The sequence below is a fragment of the Pseudoxanthomonas sp. 22568 genome (genome assembly GCF_052044485.1).
Lineage (GTDB): Bacteria > Pseudomonadota > Gammaproteobacteria > Xanthomonadales > Xanthomonadaceae > Pseudoxanthomonas_A > Pseudoxanthomonas_A beigongshangi.
The window spans coordinates 241,737-257,279 of sequence record NZ_JBQENC010000001.1; the positions used below are offsets into that span (position 1 = coordinate 241,737).

The 15,543-nt window shown below is 68.2% G+C and carries 15 protein-coding genes; 13 read left to right on the forward strand and 2 right to left on the reverse strand.

Annotation, left to right across the window (positions count from 1 at the left end):
* Positions 1-15: 15 nt before the first annotated feature.
* The gene (locus ACTJI2_RS01285; RefSeq protein ID WP_440840815.1) at positions 16-696 is read right to left on the reverse strand and encodes an Hpt domain-containing response regulator; all 681 of its coding nucleotides are present in this window, start codon (positions 694-696) and stop codon (positions 16-18) included.
* Positions 697-723: 27 nt separating this feature from the next.
* Between ACTJI2_RS01285 and ACTJI2_RS01290 the strand changes: the two genes are divergently transcribed.
* From ACTJI2_RS01290 to ACTJI2_RS01340, 11 genes are all read left to right on the forward strand, one after another.
* Positions 724-2,733, forward strand: coding sequence for a hypothetical protein (locus ACTJI2_RS01290; protein WP_440840816.1), 2,010 nt, complete (start codon positions 724-726; stop codon positions 2,731-2,733).
* 19 nt (positions 2,734-2,752) lie between these two features.
* Positions 2,753-3,385: a YdbL family protein gene (locus tag ACTJI2_RS01295; protein WP_440840817.1), complete on the forward strand. Its 633-nt coding sequence runs from the start codon at positions 2,753-2,755 to the stop codon at positions 3,383-3,385.
* A 268-nt stretch (positions 3,386-3,653) separates the two neighbouring features.
* Positions 3,654-5,018, forward strand: coding sequence for a 23S rRNA (uracil(1939)-C(5))-methyltransferase RlmD (gene rlmD, locus ACTJI2_RS01300; RefSeq protein WP_440840818.1), 1,365 nt, complete (start codon positions 3,654-3,656; stop codon positions 5,016-5,018).
* Between the two features lie 96 nt (positions 5,019-5,114).
* The gene (locus ACTJI2_RS01305) at positions 5,115-5,633 is read left to right on the forward strand and encodes a CYTH domain-containing protein (RefSeq protein WP_440840819.1); all 519 of its coding nucleotides are present in this window, start codon (positions 5,115-5,117) and stop codon (positions 5,631-5,633) included.
* Positions 5,634-5,643: 10 nt separating this feature from the next.
* Positions 5,644-6,648: a beta-N-acetylhexosaminidase gene (gene nagZ / locus ACTJI2_RS01310; RefSeq protein WP_440840820.1), complete on the forward strand. Its 1,005-nt coding sequence runs from the start codon at positions 5,644-5,646 to the stop codon at positions 6,646-6,648.
* Positions 6,648-7,223: a hypoxanthine-guanine phosphoribosyltransferase gene (locus ACTJI2_RS01315; RefSeq protein WP_183637487.1), complete on the forward strand. Its 576-nt coding sequence runs from the start codon at positions 6,648-6,650 to the stop codon at positions 7,221-7,223. The genes nagZ and ACTJI2_RS01315 overlap by 1 nt, the downstream gene beginning before the upstream one ends.
* A complete protein-coding gene (locus ACTJI2_RS01320) occupies positions 7,220-7,966 on the forward strand; it encodes an S-methyl-5'-thioinosine phosphorylase (protein ID WP_318287347.1) in 747 nt (248 codons plus the stop codon). The genes ACTJI2_RS01315 and ACTJI2_RS01320 overlap by 4 nt, the downstream gene beginning before the upstream one ends.
* Before the next feature lie 91 nt (positions 7,967-8,057).
* On the forward strand, positions 8,058-8,264 hold the full coding sequence (locus ACTJI2_RS01325) for a cold-shock protein (RefSeq protein WP_141456387.1): 207 nt from the start codon (positions 8,058-8,060) through the stop codon (positions 8,262-8,264).
* A gap of 70 nt (positions 8,265-8,334) precedes the next feature.
* On the forward strand, positions 8,335-9,561 hold the full coding sequence (locus ACTJI2_RS01330) for an FAD-dependent oxidoreductase (protein WP_440840822.1): 1,227 nt from the start codon (positions 8,335-8,337) through the stop codon (positions 9,559-9,561).
* Between the two features lie 76 nt (positions 9,562-9,637).
* Positions 9,638-11,266, forward strand: coding sequence for an acyl-CoA dehydrogenase family protein (locus tag ACTJI2_RS01335; RefSeq protein ID WP_440840824.1), 1,629 nt, complete (start codon positions 9,638-9,640; stop codon positions 11,264-11,266).
* Positions 11,267-11,570: 304 nt separating this feature from the next.
* Positions 11,571-12,026: an REP-associated tyrosine transposase gene (locus ACTJI2_RS01340; RefSeq protein ID WP_440840825.1), complete on the forward strand. Its 456-nt coding sequence runs from the start codon at positions 11,571-11,573 to the stop codon at positions 12,024-12,026.
* A gap of 476 nt (positions 12,027-12,502) precedes the next feature.
* Here ACTJI2_RS01340 and fabR read toward each other — a convergent pair whose 3' ends face one another.
* Positions 12,503-13,147, reverse strand: a complete 645-nt coding sequence (gene fabR, locus ACTJI2_RS01345) for an HTH-type transcriptional repressor FabR (protein WP_183637473.1) — start codon at positions 13,145-13,147, stop codon at positions 12,503-12,505.
* Between the two features lie 108 nt (positions 13,148-13,255).
* On the opposite strand from fabR, the gene ACTJI2_RS01350 reads away from it, so the two are divergent.
* Both ACTJI2_RS01350 and ACTJI2_RS01355 read left to right on the forward strand, forming a co-directional pair.
* Positions 13,256-14,362: a ferredoxin reductase gene (locus tag ACTJI2_RS01350; RefSeq protein WP_440840827.1), complete on the forward strand. Its 1,107-nt coding sequence runs from the start codon at positions 13,256-13,258 to the stop codon at positions 14,360-14,362.
* Positions 14,362-15,528 carry a fatty acid desaturase family protein gene (locus ACTJI2_RS01355; RefSeq protein ID WP_440840828.1) on the forward strand — a complete coding sequence of 389 codons (1,167 nt, stop codon included), beginning with the start codon at positions 14,362-14,364 and terminating at the stop codon, positions 15,526-15,528. Before ACTJI2_RS01350 ends, ACTJI2_RS01355 begins: the two co-directional genes overlap by 1 nt.
* Positions 15,529-15,543: the final 15 nt, after the last annotated feature.

A 15,543-nucleotide genomic window follows, 5' to 3' on the forward strand; every position in this document is an offset into this window, starting at 1 on the left:
GCGGAAAGCACTGCATCAGTCACGGAGCGACTCGGCCGCGGCGCGGAAATCCATCAGCGCTTCCAGCGAACCGGGCGCGTGATGCAGTCGCTGCGCGGCCGTCGCCAGGCGGCTGGCGCCAACGAAGCCACAGCTGGCGCGCAGCTTGTGCAGGACGGCGCGCAGGGCTTCCTGGTTGCCATCGCGGAAGGACTGTTCGACTGCGCCGACGCTGGCGGGCAACTCGTCCAGGAACAGTCGACGCAAGGTCGCCACGTGTTCCCGGTTGCCATTGAGCGCCTTCAGCGCGGCCGACTCGTCCCAGTCGTGCGCGGTCGACGCACCCGCCGGCAGATGCCGACGCACGGCCGCTTGCAGGTCCGCCGCGGACAGCGGCTTGACAAGCACCGTCGCGAAGCCGGCCGCGAGCAGGGATTCGCGCCGCTCGGAGGAAGGATCGGCGGTATGGGCCAGCGCCACCGTGCGCGCATGCAGCCGGCGCAGGCCATCGAGCAGCTGCGCGCCGCTGCCGTCGGGCAGGTTCGCGTCGATGAGCCAGAGATCGTGTTGATCTTCCCGCCGCAGGGCGTCGGCGACCGAATCGGCGCTGTCGACCTGGGCGGGCAGCGCCTGCAGTGCGGCCAGCATGAAGGCGTGGCTGATCGGGTCGTCCTCGACCAGCAGCAGGCGTGGCTTCATTCCTTCGTCCCCGGACATCGTTATGCTGCCCCCATGTGCGTTCGCATGTTAACGCTGCTGGTGCTGATCGGGTTGACACCGCTGCTCCCGGCGCAGGCCCGCGTCGCCAGCGTGCATATCGCGCGGGTGAGCACGCCGGTGGCGGTGCTGGAGGACGTGCACGTGCGCCTGGCCTGGCCGGCGGCCGCCGACACCGGCGAGCTGTCCCTGCGGGCACGTGGCCTGCGGGCGGACGATCTGGGCTATCGCTGGCACGACGTTCATTGGAGCTGTCCGTTGCGGCGCGAGGCCGGGGAACGGTGGCGGTGCGACGGACGGGTGACCCAGGCCGGCGGTTCGCCGCTGCGGCTGGACGTGGCCATCGACCTGACCCATACCCATGCCCGGCTGGCCGGCGGTCCCGCGTCGCTGGCGATGGAGCGCAACGCGGCCGCGCCGGATCTCACCCGGATCAATCTGGTGCAGGTGCCCGTGAGCTGGGCGCAGGCGCTGGTCGCGCAGGGCTGGGCGGATGCGCGCCTGAAAGACGGGCGCCTGGATGGCAGGCTGGACCTGCGGGTGCCCGAACGCGGTCCATTGCAGGTCTCAGGGCCGCTCCGGCTCGGCGGACTCTCGCTCGACACGCCGGACGGCAGCATCGCCGCCGAAGGCCTGTCGGCCGCCTTGCGGATCGACTACCGGCAGTTTCCGCGGCAGAGGCTGGTCACCCTGGACGGCGAGCTGCGTGGCGGCGAACTGCTCGCGGGCAACGCCTACATCGCCTTGCCGGATACGCCGGTGGGGGTGAACGTGGCCGCGCGGCGCTGGCCGGACGGGCGCTGGGAATTGCCGACGCTGGCCTGGGACGACGGCGCGGCCCTGCAAGTGACCGGCGGCCTGAGCCTGGATCCCGCCTTGAACCTGAGCGATGCCGCGCTGCGGATGCGCAGTGACGACCTGGCACCGTTGCAGGCGCGCTACCTGTCCGGCTGGCTGGGCCTGGCCGGCCTGTCGGATCTGCGCATGGGCGGGGCGTTGGTGGCGCGGGTGGATCTGCACGCCGGCGCGCTGCGCGAGGCAGAGATGGAGCTGCGCGATGTCGATCTGATCGATGGTCGCGATCGTTTCCGCCTGCTGGGCGTGCAGGGTAATCCGGTGCTGTCCGGCGGCAACCGGCGCGACAGTGTCCTGCGCTGGAGCGGCGGCGCCCTGCACGGACTGCCGTTTGGCGCCGCCGAGTTCCCATTGCGCAGCGGCGACGGGGCACTCGCGTTGCGCGAAGCGGTCACCGTGCCGGCGCTGGGCGGTGGCCTGACCTTCGAAGCCCTGAACCTGCATCCGCCGCGGGCGTCGGGCGGGCTGTCGTTCGACTTCGGCCTGAGCGTGAAGGACCTGGACATCGGCCAGCTCGCCACGGCGATGCACTGGCCCGCGTTCCAGGGCAACCTCAGCGGACGCATTCCACGCGTGCGCTATGCCGAGGATCGCCTCGACTTCGACGGCGCCCTGACCGCGCACATGTTCGGCGGCAGCGTGGAAGTTTCCGGCCTGTCGATGGAACGTCCGTTCGGCACCGCGCCCACGCTGTCGGCGGACATCGCGCTGGATGATCTGGATCTGCAGGCGCTCACCGGCGTGTTCGGCTTCGGCGAGATCACCGGCGCGCTGGATGGCCACATTCGTGATCTGCGCCTGGTGGATTGGAGTCCGCAGGGGTTCGACGCCGACCTGCATACCGATCCGCAGTGGCGCGGGCGCCAGCGGATCAGCCAGCGCGCCGTGCAGGATCTGTCCAGCGTGGGCGGCGGCCAGGGTCTGGGCAGCAGCCTGCAGGCGCAGGCGCTCAAACTGTTCGACGACTTCGGCTATCGCCGCATCGGCATCCGTTGCCGCCTGTCCGAGGAGGTCTGCCGGATGGACGGGCTGGGTTCAGCCGGAACCGGTTTTATCATTGTCGAAGGCCAGGGACTGCCGCGCCTGACCGTGGTGGGCTACAACCACCAGGTCGACTGGCCGACCCTGGTCAAGCGCCTGGGCGACGTGACCCGCGGCGAAAGCAAACCGGTATTCCAGTAGCCATCCAGGAGAGACACACATGCATCGTTGGTTGGGAACCTCTGTCGCCGCCGCGCTGCTGCTGACCGCATGCGTCACCATCAACGTCTATTTCCCGGCCGCCGAAGCCAAGGAGGCCGCGCGCGAGTTCGTCGAGAAGGTGATCGGCGACGACGCCAAGTCACCCGCCACGCCGGAGGCCAAGCCCGATTCCAGCGTGCCGACCACCCCGGGCGGCAGCGCATCGCTGATGCCGGTCTCGCGCCGCGGTTTCGATTGGCTGTCGCTGATCGGCATTGCCAGCGCGCACGCGCAGGAAAGCGCGGACATCAACATCAAGACCCCGGCCATCCAGGCCATCCAGGGTCGCATGGCCACCCGCTTCCGCAACCAGTTGCAGGCCGGTTTCGATGCCGGTGCGCTCGGACTGACCCGCGACGGCATGATCGAAGTGCGCGACGCCGGCAAGCTGGCACTCAAGGACCGGGTGGCGATCACCCAGGCGGTGGCCGACGACAATCGCGACCGCAAGGCCGTATATCGCGAGATCGCGGTGGCCAACGGTCATCCGGAGTGGGAAGCGCAGATCCGCCAGACCTTCGCCCAGCAGTGGATCGCCAGCGCCCGGGGGGGCTGGTGGTACCAGGATGCGGGCGGGTGGAAGCAGAAATAGGACGCCGGAGGCTGAGGAGCAAATCCCGCTCGGTCTCCCTTTTGCGCTTCAACAGCCGAATGGCTGGCCAAGGGGAGGCAAAAGCCAGGTTTTCTTGAGCATCTCGAACGCATCGGAGCTGGGAGATTGCTTTCTAGCCCCCTTTGAAAAAGGGGGCGGGCGGCCGCGCTGCGGGCGTCGGGGGATTTGCTTTTGGCGGGGAGTCGGGAGAGGCTCGCCCCGCTCATGCGACAATGGCGCCCCGTAGTCCGCACGCAGCTTTCGCCACGTGGCCCGCAGCCGTTCCCCCCGCATCGACAAGACCCCTTTTGAAGCCCAGATCCTCGACCTGACCCACGACGGTCGGGGCGTCGCCCGCCGGCCCGCCGCGCCGGGCGAGAGCGGCAAGGCCGTGTTCGTGGCCGGCGCGCTGCCGGGCGAGCGGGTGATGGCCGAGCAGACCGCCAAGAACCGCCATTTCGACGAAGCGCGCACGCTGGAGGTGCTGCAGGCATCGCCGGATCGGGTCGCGCCGCGCTGCGCCCATTTCGGTACCTGCGGCGGCTGCGTGCTCCAGCACCTGGACGAGGACAAGCAGATCCACGCCAAGCAACGGGTGCTGATGGAAAATCTGGAGCGCATCGGCCATGTCGCTCCGGGCAGCGTGCTGGCGCCACTGGTGCATGCGAGCTGGGGCTATCGGCGCAAGGGCCGCTTCTCGGTGCGCCGGGTCGACAAGAAGAACAAGACCCTGGTTGGATTCCGTGAGCAGGATCCGCGCTTCGTCGCCGATCTGTCCGAATGCCATACCGTCATCCCCGAGATCGGCGGACGCATCACCGCGCTGGCGGCGCTGGTCGATGGCCTGGACGCGCGCGCCGACATTCCGCAGATCGAATTCATCGCCGGCGACGCCACCGCGGAGTTCGGCGGTATCGCCCTGGTGTTCCGGCATCTGAAGCCGCTGGGCGATGCCGATCGCGCCGCGCTGGTCGCGTTCGGGCAGCAGCATTCGTTCGCCATCTTCCTGCAACCGGGCGGCGTGGACAGCGTGCATCCGCTGTGGCCGGAAGCGCCGGCGCTGGCCTTCGTGCTGCCGCAGTGGAACGTCGAATTGGCGTTCCGTCCGCTGGACTTCATCCAGGTCAACGCCGGGCTGAACCAGAAGATGATCGCGCGGACCTTCGAGTTGCTGGATCCGCAACCGCGGGATCGGGTGCTGGATCTGTTCTGCGGCCTGGGCAACTTCACCCTGCCGATGGCCCGGCTGATCGGCGAGGTGGTGGGCGTGGAAGGCGATGCCGGCCTGGTGGCGCGGGCGCGCGAGAACGCGCAGCGCAACGGACTGGCGAACGCGCAGTTCCATGCCGCCGACCTGACCCAGGATCAGCGCGGCACGAGCTGGATGCGGCAGGGCTTCGACAAGCTGCTGCTGGACCCGCCGCGCTCGGGCGCCATCGAAGTGCTGCAACAGCTGCCGCTGAAACAATTCAACCGTATCGTCTACGTCAGCTGCCACCCCGGCTCGCTGGCCCGCGACGCCGGCTTCCTGGTCAACGAACAAGGCTACGAACTGAAGGCGGCCGGTGTGATGGACATGTTCCCCCACACCGCCCACGTCGAATCGATTGCGTTGTTTGAACGACGGGAATAGGGAATCGGGAATGGGGAATCGAAAGCCAATGCGCTTGCTCCCCGCTCCTGCTTCAACGATTCCCGATTCTCCATTCCCCATTCACGGCTCCATCCCATGCCTGTAGAAATCGAACGCAAATTCCTGGTCACCGGTGACGGCTGGCGCGAGGCGGCGCACGAGGTGGTGCCGATGGCGCAGGGCTACATCAACGATATGGCGGCGATGGACGAGGGCCGGCAGAAGGCGTCGGTGCGCGTGCGCATCCAGGGCGACGAGGCTTATCTCAACCTCAAGTCGCGCGAGCTCGGCCATACCCGCCAGGAGTTCGACTACCTGATCCCGGTGCAGGAGGCGCGCGCGCTGCTGGACCTGTGCGTGGGCGGGCTGATCGACAAGCGCCGCCACCATGTCCGCCATGCCGGGCACCTGTGGGAGGTGGACGAGTTCCTGGGCGAGAACGCCGGCCTGGTGGTGGCCGAGATTGAACTGGCCAGCGCCGATGAAGCCTTCGTGAAACCGGACTGGATCGGCAGGCAGGTCACCGACAGCCTGCGCTATTACAATCTGGCCCTGGCGTCGCGCCCGTACTCGCAGTGGTCCGCGGCCGAACGCGACGCCAGCGACCTTCCCTGAGGATTCCACCATGCTCGTCATCGGCATCGCCGGCACCGAACTCAGCGCCCAGGAGCGCGACTGGCTGCAGCACGACGCCGTCGCCGGCGTCATCCTGTTCACCCGCAACTTCGCCTCGCGCGCGCAGGTCACCGAACTGTCCGCCGCCATCCGCGACGCGGCGCCGCACCCGCAGCTGATCTGCGTGGACCAGGAAGGTGGCCGCGTGCAGCGCTTCCGCGAGGGCTACAGCGCGCTGCCGCCGCTGGAAGGCTTCGGCAAGCGCTACGCAGAGGACCCGCAGGGCGCCCTGCAACTGGCGCAGGAACACGCCTGGCTGATGGCCAGCGAGATCCGCGCCAGCGGCATCGACCTGAGCTTTGCTCCGGTGGTGGATCTGGCGCGCGGCAACCGTGCCATCGGTGATCGCGCGTTCGACGCGGATCCGACGGTGGTCGCCGCGTTCACCCGCGCCTACGTGCAGGGCATGCACAGCGTCGGCATGCCGGCCACCCTCAAGCATTTCCCCGGCCACGGCACGGTGCTGGAAGACACGCACTTCGACGACGCGGCTGATCCGCGCACGCTGGAGGAACTGCGCGGGCAGGATCTGCTGCCGTTCGTGGCCGGCATCGAGGCCGGCGCGGACGCGGTGATGATGGCGCACGTGAAATACCCGGCGGTGGCGCCGGAGCCGGCCGGCTATTCGCCGCGCTGGATCCAGGACATCCTGCGCGCGGAAATGGGTTTCCGCGGCGTGGTGTTCTCCGACGACATCGGCATGGCCGCGGCGTTCTCCGCCGGCGGCGTGAAGGCGCGTATCGACCTGCACCTGGACGCGGGCTGCGACGTGGTGCTGGTGTGTTCGCCGAAGCTGGTGGAGGAATCGCTCAAGGCGGTGGAAGGGCGCGCCCTGAACACCGCGGCGCTGCTGGGCCTGATTGGCCGCGGCGCGCTGGGCTGGGACGGCCTGCTGGCCGATCAACGTTATGGGCAGGCGCAGGCGCGCGTGCTCGGCAATACAGGAGTGGTGTGATGAGCAAACTGGGAACGACGCGGCCGCCGCTGGCCGATGCACTGGCCAATGCGGATCTGCTGGTGGACCGCGCCACCCTCGACCAGGCGATCGCGCGCATGGCCGAACCGATCGCGCGCGACTACGCCGGCGAGGTGCCGGTGTACCTGACCATCATGCATGGCGCGCTGCCGTTCTCCGGCCAGTTGGCGCTGGAACTGGGCGCGCGCGGGTTGGACCTGGAATTCGACTATCTGCACGCCACCCGCTATCGCGGCGAGACCGCCGGCGGCGAACTGGTGTGGAAGCATCGTCCGGCCACCGCGCTGTACGGCCGCCGCGTGCTGCTGGTCGACGACATCCTCGACGAAGGCCATACCCTGTTGGCGGTGCGCCAGTGGTGCCTGGAGCAGGGCGCCACCGACGTGCGCATCGCCGCGCTCAGCGTCAAGCGCCACGACCGCTGCGTCGAAGGCGTGCAGGCCGACTACATGGGCGTGGAAGTCGCCGATCGCTACGTGTTCGGTTTCGGCATGGACTACTACGAGCAGGGTCGCAACCTGCCGGCCATCTACGCGCTGAAGGAAGAGGCATGAGCGGCATCGCGCTGGCCGTGATCGGCGGCACCGGTGTTTATCGCCTGGCCGCGCTGGCCGATGTCGAAACGCGCGAAGTGGATACCCGCTTCGGCAAACCGTCCGGGCCGATCCGCATCGGTCACCTGCTGGGGCAGAAGGTGGCGTTCCTGGCCCGCCATGGCGAAGGCCATTCGGTGCCGCCGCACCAGGTGAACTACCGCGCCAACCTGGCCGCGCTGAAGGACATCGGCGCCACCCGGGTGCTGGCGCTCAATACGGTCGGCGGCATTACCGAACGGTTCGGCCCGCGCGTGCTGGCCTGCCCGGATCAGATCATCGATTACACCTGGGGTCGCATCTCCACGATCTGCGAGGAGCCCGGCAGCGAAGTGCTGCATGTGGATTTCGGCGAACCCTATACGCCTTTGCTGCGGCACAAGATCGTCGCGGCCGCGCGCGTGACCGGCGTCAAACTTGTGGATGGCGGCTGCTATGGCGCCACCCAGGGACCGCGCCTGGAAACCAAGGCGGAGATCGCGCGGATGCGTCGCGACGGTTGCGATCTGGTGGGCATGACCGGCATGCCGGAAGCCGGCTTGGCGCGTGAATTGGGGCTGGATTACGCCTGCCTGGCAATCGTCGCCAACTGGGCCGCCGGTTGCGGCACCGGCGAGGAGATCACGATGGCCGAAGTGCTGGCCAACGTTGAAGCGGCCTCGTCGGGACTGCCGGAACTGATTGGCGAACTCGCGCGCGGGTGATTGTCAACGCGGCAAAGCCTTTGCATACTCGGCGGGTGCGGTTGTCGCCGCACGTCAACCACCCGCACCTTACAAAGGAAACGCAAGCGCTATGCCGTACGGTACCGTGAAATGGTTCAACGATGCCAAGGGCTTCGGATTCATCGCGCCAGAAGATGGCAGCGCCGATGTCTTCGTGCATCACTCAGCGATCAACTCCAAGGGCTTCCGCAGCCTGAAAGAAGGCCAGCGGGTGACCTATGAAGTGACCCAGGGCCCGAAGGGCGCACAGGCCGGCAGCGTCACGCCGTCCGACTGATTGCAACGCTGCGAGATTTCTCGAACCCCGCTTCGGCGGGGTTTTTTATGAGGTAAGGGAGACCACACGGATGCGGAAACAACACATCGCCATCGTCGGATACGGCACCGCCGGCCAGGCCCTGGCCCTGCTGCTGTCGCGCGACGGACATGCGGTGGAGGTGTTCGAACGCGCACCGCAGTTGGGGCCGGTGGGAGCGGGATTCCTGCTGCAGCCGACCGGCCTGCAGGTGCTGTGGGAGCTGGGATTGCTGGAGGCCGCGCTGGCGCACGGACGGCGCGTGCGCCGGTTGTACGGGGAGACGCCGTGCGGTCGCGCGGTGATGGACATGCGCTATGCGCGGCTGGACGCGGGATTGTTCGGCCTGGGCATGCAACGCGGCGCGCTGTTCGCGCTGCTGGCCGATGCCTGGCCGGGACGGACCGAAGTGCGCCAGGGCGTGTCCATCGAGGAGGTCGAAGAGGACACGCGCTGGCTGCGCGATCACACCGGCGCCCGTCATGGCCCCTACGATCTGATCATCGCCGCCGATGGTTCGGCCTCGCGGCTGCGCCGGCACACCGGCGCGGTCAGGCTGGATGCGCCGTATCCCTGGGGCGCGCTGTGGTGCCTGGTGCCGCAGGGGGAATGGCCATGGCCGGACGAGCTGCGCCAGCGCTATGTCGCCGCGCGCAAGATGATCGGCATGCTGCCGGTGGGCACGCGGCCGGATGACGGCACGCCAAGGCTGAGTTTCTTCTGGAGCCTGCCGACCGCCACGTTCGAGCAGTGGCACGGCCAGGGCATCGACGGTTGGCGGCGCGAAGTGGCGGCAATCTGGCCCGGGATCGAACCGCAACTGGCGGGATTGGTGGAGCCGGTGCAACTGGCGCGCGCAAGCTACCGCGATGCCGCGCTGACCCGCTGGTCGCGTGGCCGGCTGGTGATGGCCGGTGACGCGGCCCATTCGATGAGCCCGCAGCTCGGGCAGGGTGTGAACATGGCGCTGATGGATGCGTTGGCGCTGCGTGACGCGCTGCGCGCGGAAACCGAAATCGAGGCCGCGCTGGCGCGCTACCAGCGCGAGCGCGAAGCCCACGTGCGCATCTACCAGTTCTGGAGCCGCTGGCTGACGCCGATCTTCCAGTCCGAGCACGACTGGATCGCGCACGCGCGCGATGTCGCGTTCCTGCCCCTGGGACGCCTGCCGTGGGGAAGCCGGCACATGCTGCGCGTGCTCAGCGGTACCCAGCACGGCGTGTTCGGCAAGCTTCCGCTGCAGCCGGCGTTCCTGCGGGCGCTCGCCGGCCTGGGCTGAACCGGCGGGCCCGACGCCCACATCCGGCGCGCTTTTGGGGGAGAATCCAGACGCATGCCGTGATGGAGTCCACGCGATGAACGGATTGCCGCCCTTCGAAACCCATCGGGTCGAGAACCAGCCACCCGCGTTCGAGCCGCGCGATCTGTGGGCCGACGACATCGCCCTGCGCGAGGCGGTCGACCGCGAAGGCGGTGCGGCGTTCGCGGCGCGGCTGGCCGCGTATGGCGCGCTGGCGGGCGACGAGCTGTACCGCATCGGTTTCGACGCCAACCGCGATCGCCCGCGCCTGCGCACGCATGATCGCTTCGGTCATCGCATCGACGCGGTGGAATTCCATCCGGCCTATCACCGGCTGATGGAGGCGGCCAAGACGCATGGCGTGGCCGGCCTGTCCTGGCATGACCCGCAACCGGGTGCGCATGTGGCGCGTGCCGCGCTGAGCCACCTGCATCATCAGGCCGACGCCGGCACCAGTTGTCCGTTGACCATGACCCATGCGGCGGTGCCGGTGCTGCGGCGCGAACCGGCGCTGGCGGCCTGGGCGGACGCGGCCGCCGCGCCGCTGTACGACCCGCGCGATCTGCCGCTGGCCGACAAGGCCGGCATCACCCTGGGCATGGGCATGACCGAGAAGCAGGGTGGCTCGGACGTGCGCGCCAATACCACCACCGCGACGCCGCACGGCGAGGGCTACCGGCTGGTCGGGCACAAGTGGTTCTTCTCCGCGCCGATGTGCGATGGCTTCCTGGTGCTGGCGCAGGCACCGGGCGGGCTGACCTGTTTGCTGATGCCGCGTCGCCTGCCCGATGGCGAACGCAACGGCTTCGCGCTGATGCGGTTGAAGGACAAGCTGGGCGACTGGTCCAACGCCTCCAGCGAAGTGGAATTCCGCAACGCATTGGCCTGGCGGGTGGGCGAGGAAGGACGCGGCGTGGCGACCATCATCGAGATGGTGATGCTCACCCGGCTCGACTGCATGCTCGGCTCGGCGGCGGAAATGCGCATGGCGCTGGCGCAGGCGCTGCACCATGCGCGTCACCGTCGCACCTTCGGCAAGGCGCTTGTCGACCATCCGCTGATGGCGAACGTGCTGGCGGATCTGGCGATCGAATCCGAGGCGGCCACGGCTTTCGCGCTGCGGGTGGCGCGCGCCGTCGACCGCGCGCCGCGCGATGCGGGCGAGGCGGCTTTCGCCCGCATTGCCACCGCCATCGGCAAATACTGGATCTGCAAGCGCACGCCCGCCTTCGTCAACGAGGCGCAGGAGTGCCTGGGGGGCGCGGGCTACGTGGAGGAATCCATCCTGCCGCGGCTGTACCGGCAGGCGCCGCTCAATTCCATCTGGGAAGGCAGCGGCAACATCCAGTGCCTGGACGTCCTGCGCGCGCTGGCGCGCGAGCCGGACACCCGCGCGGCGCTGGCGACCGAACTGGAATCCGTGGCGGGCAGGGAGCCGGCTTTCGACAGCTTCGTGGCAAGGTTGATGATGGATCTGCCGCATGCCGCCGAGGCTGGCGCGCGCAATCTGACCGAACGGCTGGCAGTGGCCCTGCAGGCGAGCGTGTTGTTGCGCGCCGGCAGTCCCGCCGCCAGCGCCTTCATCGGCGGCCGGCTGGTGGACCAGGGGCACGGATGGGCCTTCGGAAGCCAGCCCGGGATCGCCGCCGCCGACACGCTGCTGGCCCGCGCGCTACCCGCGTAGACGCCAATTCATCACCATCCGGTAGGAGCGCCGTCCCCGGCGCGAGCTTTTCGCGCGATGGTTCGGCAAGGCGGAAGAGCTCGCGGCCGGAGGCCGCTCCTACCGCGTGGTGAGGGGCAAGGGGGGTAGGAGCGCCGTCCCCGGCGCGAGCTTTTTGCGCGATGGTTCGGCAAAGCGGAAGAGCTCGCGACCGGAGGCCGCTCCTACCGGAATCTTCCGAGACGGGAAGGCGGTGTTGTCCGATATCCAATTACCAATAATGTCGTTTGAATGAGGCGGACATTCCTGGATATGAATCATCCGCATGTCACCTGCTGCCTGTCGCTTGCGACATGGACGAGCTTCCGTTCCTTCGTCCTACTACCTGCTGACCATCTGCTGCCATCGGCGGCAACCGTGGCTTAGGAAATCAGAGGCGGCGAAGCTCGTCATTGATGCGGCACGATGGCTGGAGACACGCAACAGAATTGAACTCGGAGCAATCATGGTGATGCCGGATCACGTCCACATGGTCGTGCAGCTACGAACCGGAACATTGGCCGGATTGATGCACGGCTACAAAGGCTACACGGCTCATGCCCTGAATCGCGTGCTTTCCCGACAGGGGCGGCTCTGGCAGGCGGGCTATCACGACAGTGCTCTCCAGACCGAGGAAGCCCTGCATCAGGCCATATCGTATTGCCTGCAAAACCCGATGCGTGCACGGCTGGTGGAGGATTTCAGGGACTATCCCCATTGGTGGTGCCGCTGGCCGGTCTGAGAGCGGGGGCTTGGTGGATGCCGCGGCAAAGCGGAGGAGCGCGCGGCCGGAGGCCGCTCCTACCGCGAGGTGGGGAACAAGGGGTAGGAGCGCCGTCCCCGGCGCGAGCTTTTGGCGGGTGGTTCGGCAAAGCGGAAGAGCGCGCGGCCGGAGGCCGCTCCTACCGTGTGATGAGGGGCAAGGGGGTAGGAGCGCCGTCCCGGCGCGGGCTTTTTTGGCGGATGGTTCGGCAAAACGAAGAGCTCGCGGCCGGAGGCCGCTCCTACCGCGAAGTGGGGAACAAGGGGTAGGAGCGCCGTCCCCGGCGCGAGCTTTTGCTAGTCGAAGGCGGACCAGTCGCAGACAGGGTGAGCTGGCGTGCCGGGGAGGTAAGGGTGTCGTGGGCCGTGTGCGCGCAGTTCCAGCACATCGTCGAGCGGGTGCCGGTCGGCACGCCGATCCGAATAGTCCCCTGAGCCGCGCCCTGAGCGGCGGGGTCAGCGGCCGGCGGCCAGGGCGCGTGAGCCGGTGATGATCATGCGCACCATCTGCGAGACCTGATCGATCAGTTCCGGGTCCTTCTCCGGCGGCAGATCCATCGCGGTGGCGCCCATCGCGAACACCAGGCGGGTGATGGCCTTGGAGACGAGCGCCGGCTCGTGCAGCGGTGCGTTGTCGCGGATCGCCAGCCGGATCAGGTCGATGCGCAGTTCTTCCTCGAAGAATTCCAGTTCACGGTCCACCGCCTGCTTGAAGGCGTCGGAACCGACCGTGCCCTCGCGCAGCAGCACGTGCAGCAGCTTGTCGTCGGCGCGCAACTGTTCGATGAAGGCTTCCACCGAACTGCGCACCACGCTGCGATCACTGCTGGCCGCGCGCTGGCGGGCCTCGCCGATGATCTTGCGCAGCGAACTGCCGGCCACGTCGATCAACGCCACCGCCAGTTCGTCCATGTCGCGGAACTGCCGGTAGAAGCTGTTCGGGGCGATGCCGGCCTCGCGCGCGACCTCGCGCAGGCTGAGGGTGGAGACGCTGCGGTGCGGTCCGAGCAGCTTCAGCGCCGCCGCCAGCAGGTCCTCCCGGGAGATCGTCGCCTTGCGGCCGGGGCCGTGGTCGTCGTGCGGGAGGAGGGAGGTGGACATGGATGGAAGCGTACGGGGCTGAATGGAAAGGGACTGGCCGGCATCATAGCGGCAAGAATTAATATACGGTTGTATACACGACTGTATTGACACCGGTATAGTGCCCCCATGAACGCCCGTGTCCTTCCCGCCGCCCGCCGCCCATCGGGTGCGCTGCGGCGGCTGATCAGCCCGCTGGTCGCGCCCGATATCTTCGATTTCTGGGCCGGCAGGCTCAACCGCAACTGGACCTGGGACCGCCCGCGCGCGCGCCTGGTGGCCCGCGAGGACGCCGCGAAGGGCGCGGTGACACTCTGGCTCAGGCCCAACCGGCACTGGGCCGGATTCCGGCCGGGACAGCACGTCAACCTGGGCGTGGACATCGGCGGCGTCCGCCATACCCGCAGCTACAGCCTGACCGAACCGCCGCGCGCGGACGGCCTGCTGGCGATCACCGTCAAGGCGATCGAGGCGGGGCGGGTCAGCCAGTATCTGTACGGCCAGGCCCGGGCGGGCGAAGTGTTCGAACTGGGTCCGGCGTTCGGCGAGCTGTGCCTGCCGGCGCACCCCGAGGGCGGCTGGCTGTTTCTCGCGGCCGGCAGCGGCATCACCCCGCTGATGGCGCTGACCCGGCAACTGGCGGCCCAAGGCATGCCGGTGGATCTGGATCTCGCTTACTGGGCGCGCACCCGCGAGGAGCTGTGCTTCCTGGATGAGCTGCGTGCATTGGCGATCCGCCATCCGCGTTTCCGCGTGCATCTCGGCCTGACCGGCGAGGCCGCGCGGGAGGCCGACGAGCAGGCCGGCCGCATTGATGGCGATTGGCTGGACGCGCGGATTCCCGCGCTGGCCGGACGGCGGGCGATGGCCTGCGGTCCCGGCGGTTTCGTCGAGACCGCGCGGCGGTTGCTGGAAGGCCGCGTCGCCGGCTTCCAGGCCGAGGCGTTCAGCCCGCCGCCGAATGCCATCGAAGACAGCGGCGAAGTCGAAGTCCATCTGACCCGCAGTGGCCGCCGCCTGCAGGTGGCGCGCGGCCAATCGCTGCTGGTGGCACTGGAGGAGGCCGGGCTGAAACCCGAATCCGGCTGCCGCATGGGCATCTGCAACACCTGCGCCTGCGGCAAGGCCACCGGCGCCACCCGTCATCTGCCCAGCGGCGCGCTGGCGCAGGAACCCACCCAGGCGCTGAAGCTGTGCATCAACAGCGCCGTGACCGATCTGGAACTGGATCTCTGATGAGCGCTGCACGCAACCGGGCCCTGACCCCCACCGAACTGGATCGCTTCGGCGAAGAACTGGACGCGCTGCGCGCACGCACGGTGGCCACGGTGGGCGAGCGCGACGCACGCTACATCCGCCGCATCATCGCCGGGGTCCGCTATACCGAGGTGGCCGCGCGCACGCTGCTGTTCGCTTCCGCCCTGCTGGGCGGCCTGCTGGTGGCGGGACAGGCCTGGGCGTGGTTGTTCTGGCCCACCTGGATCCTCGGCGCGCTGCTGCTGGGCGGGGCCAAGATCCTGGAGAACATGGAACTGGGCCACAACGTCATCCACGGCCAGTACGACTGGATGGGCGACCCGCAGATCAACGGCCGGACCTACGAGTGGGACATCGTCGCCACCAGCGAGAACTGGCGGCATACGCACAACTTCCGCCATCACACCTACACCAACATCCGCGGCCTGGACGACGACATCGGTTACGGCCTGCTGCGGATCTTTCCCGAGCAGAAGTGGAAGCCGTTCTACCTGGTGCAGCCGCTCGTCGCGATCGTCTTCGCGCTGTATTTCCAGTGGGGCGTGGCCATCCAGGATCTCAAGCTGGGCCGCTGGTGGCACGGCAAGATGACCGGCGCGCAGCTGCGACGCAAGGCGCGTCCGGTGCTGCGCAAGATGTCGCGCCAGTTGATCAAGGACTACCTGGTGTTCCCGGCCCTGGCGGGCCCGTTCTTCCTGCCGGTGCTGCTGGGCAACCTGGTTGCCAACGGCATGCGCAACGTATGGACCTACGTGATCATCTTCTGTGGACATTTCACCGCCGATGCCGAGACCTTCCCGAAGGAATGCATCAAAAACGAATCGCGTGGCCACTGGTACCTGCGCCAGCTGCGCGGTTCCTCCAACATTGGCGGCGGCCGGTGGATGAACGTGATGTCGGGCAACCTGAGCCACCAGATCGAACACCATTTCTACCCCGATATCCCGGCCAACCGCTACGCGGAAATGGCGGTGGAAGTGCGCGAAATCTGCGCGCGTTATGGCCAGCACTACAACACCGGCTCGCTGCCACGCCAGTTCGGCCAGGTGGCCTGGCGGATCCTGCGGCATGCGTTCCCGAGCCGCGCCCGCATCAAGGTGCCGCTGGTGTTGCCGGAGCCGGAGCCCGCGCCGGAAGCGGCGTGATCCGTCACCGGTTCA

Excerpts from the sequence above, each read along its gene's own strand:
- ACTJI2_RS01285 (WP_440840815.1), bottom strand. The coding sequence starts at position 696 with ATGTCCGGGGACGAAGGAATGAAGCCACGCCTGCTGCTGGTCGAGGAC.
- ACTJI2_RS01290 (WP_440840816.1), top strand. The coding sequence starts at position 724 with ATGTTAACGCTGCTGGTGCTGATCGGGTTGACACCGCTGCTCCCGGCG.
- ACTJI2_RS01295 (WP_440840817.1), top strand. The coding sequence starts at position 2,753 with ATGCATCGTTGGTTGGGAACCTCTGTCGCCGCCGCGCTGCTGCTGACC.
- ACTJI2_RS01305 (WP_440840819.1), top strand. The coding sequence starts at position 5,115 with ATGCCTGTAGAAATCGAACGCAAATTCCTGGTCACCGGTGACGGCTGG.
- nagZ (WP_440840820.1), top strand. The coding sequence starts at position 5,644 with ATGCTCGTCATCGGCATCGCCGGCACCGAACTCAGCGCCCAGGAGCGC.
- ACTJI2_RS01315 (WP_183637487.1), top strand. The coding sequence starts at position 6,648 with ATGAGCAAACTGGGAACGACGCGGCCGCCGCTGGCCGATGCACTGGCC.
- ACTJI2_RS01320 (WP_318287347.1), top strand. The coding sequence starts at position 7,220 with ATGAGCGGCATCGCGCTGGCCGTGATCGGCGGCACCGGTGTTTATCGC.
- ACTJI2_RS01325 (WP_141456387.1), top strand. The coding sequence starts at position 8,058 with ATGCCGTACGGTACCGTGAAATGGTTCAACGATGCCAAGGGCTTCGGA.
- ACTJI2_RS01330 (WP_440840822.1), top strand. The coding sequence starts at position 8,335 with ATGCGGAAACAACACATCGCCATCGTCGGATACGGCACCGCCGGCCAG.
- ACTJI2_RS01335 (WP_440840824.1), top strand. The coding sequence starts at position 9,638 with ATGAACGGATTGCCGCCCTTCGAAACCCATCGGGTCGAGAACCAGCCA.
- ACTJI2_RS01340 (WP_440840825.1), top strand. The coding sequence starts at position 11,571 with ATGTCACCTGCTGCCTGTCGCTTGCGACATGGACGAGCTTCCGTTCCT.
- fabR (WP_183637473.1), bottom strand. The coding sequence starts at position 13,147 with ATGTCCACCTCCCTCCTCCCGCACGACGACCACGGCCCCGGCCGCAAG.
- ACTJI2_RS01350 (WP_440840827.1), top strand. The coding sequence starts at position 13,256 with ATGAACGCCCGTGTCCTTCCCGCCGCCCGCCGCCCATCGGGTGCGCTG.
- ACTJI2_RS01355 (WP_440840828.1), top strand. The coding sequence starts at position 14,362 with ATGAGCGCTGCACGCAACCGGGCCCTGACCCCCACCGAACTGGATCGC.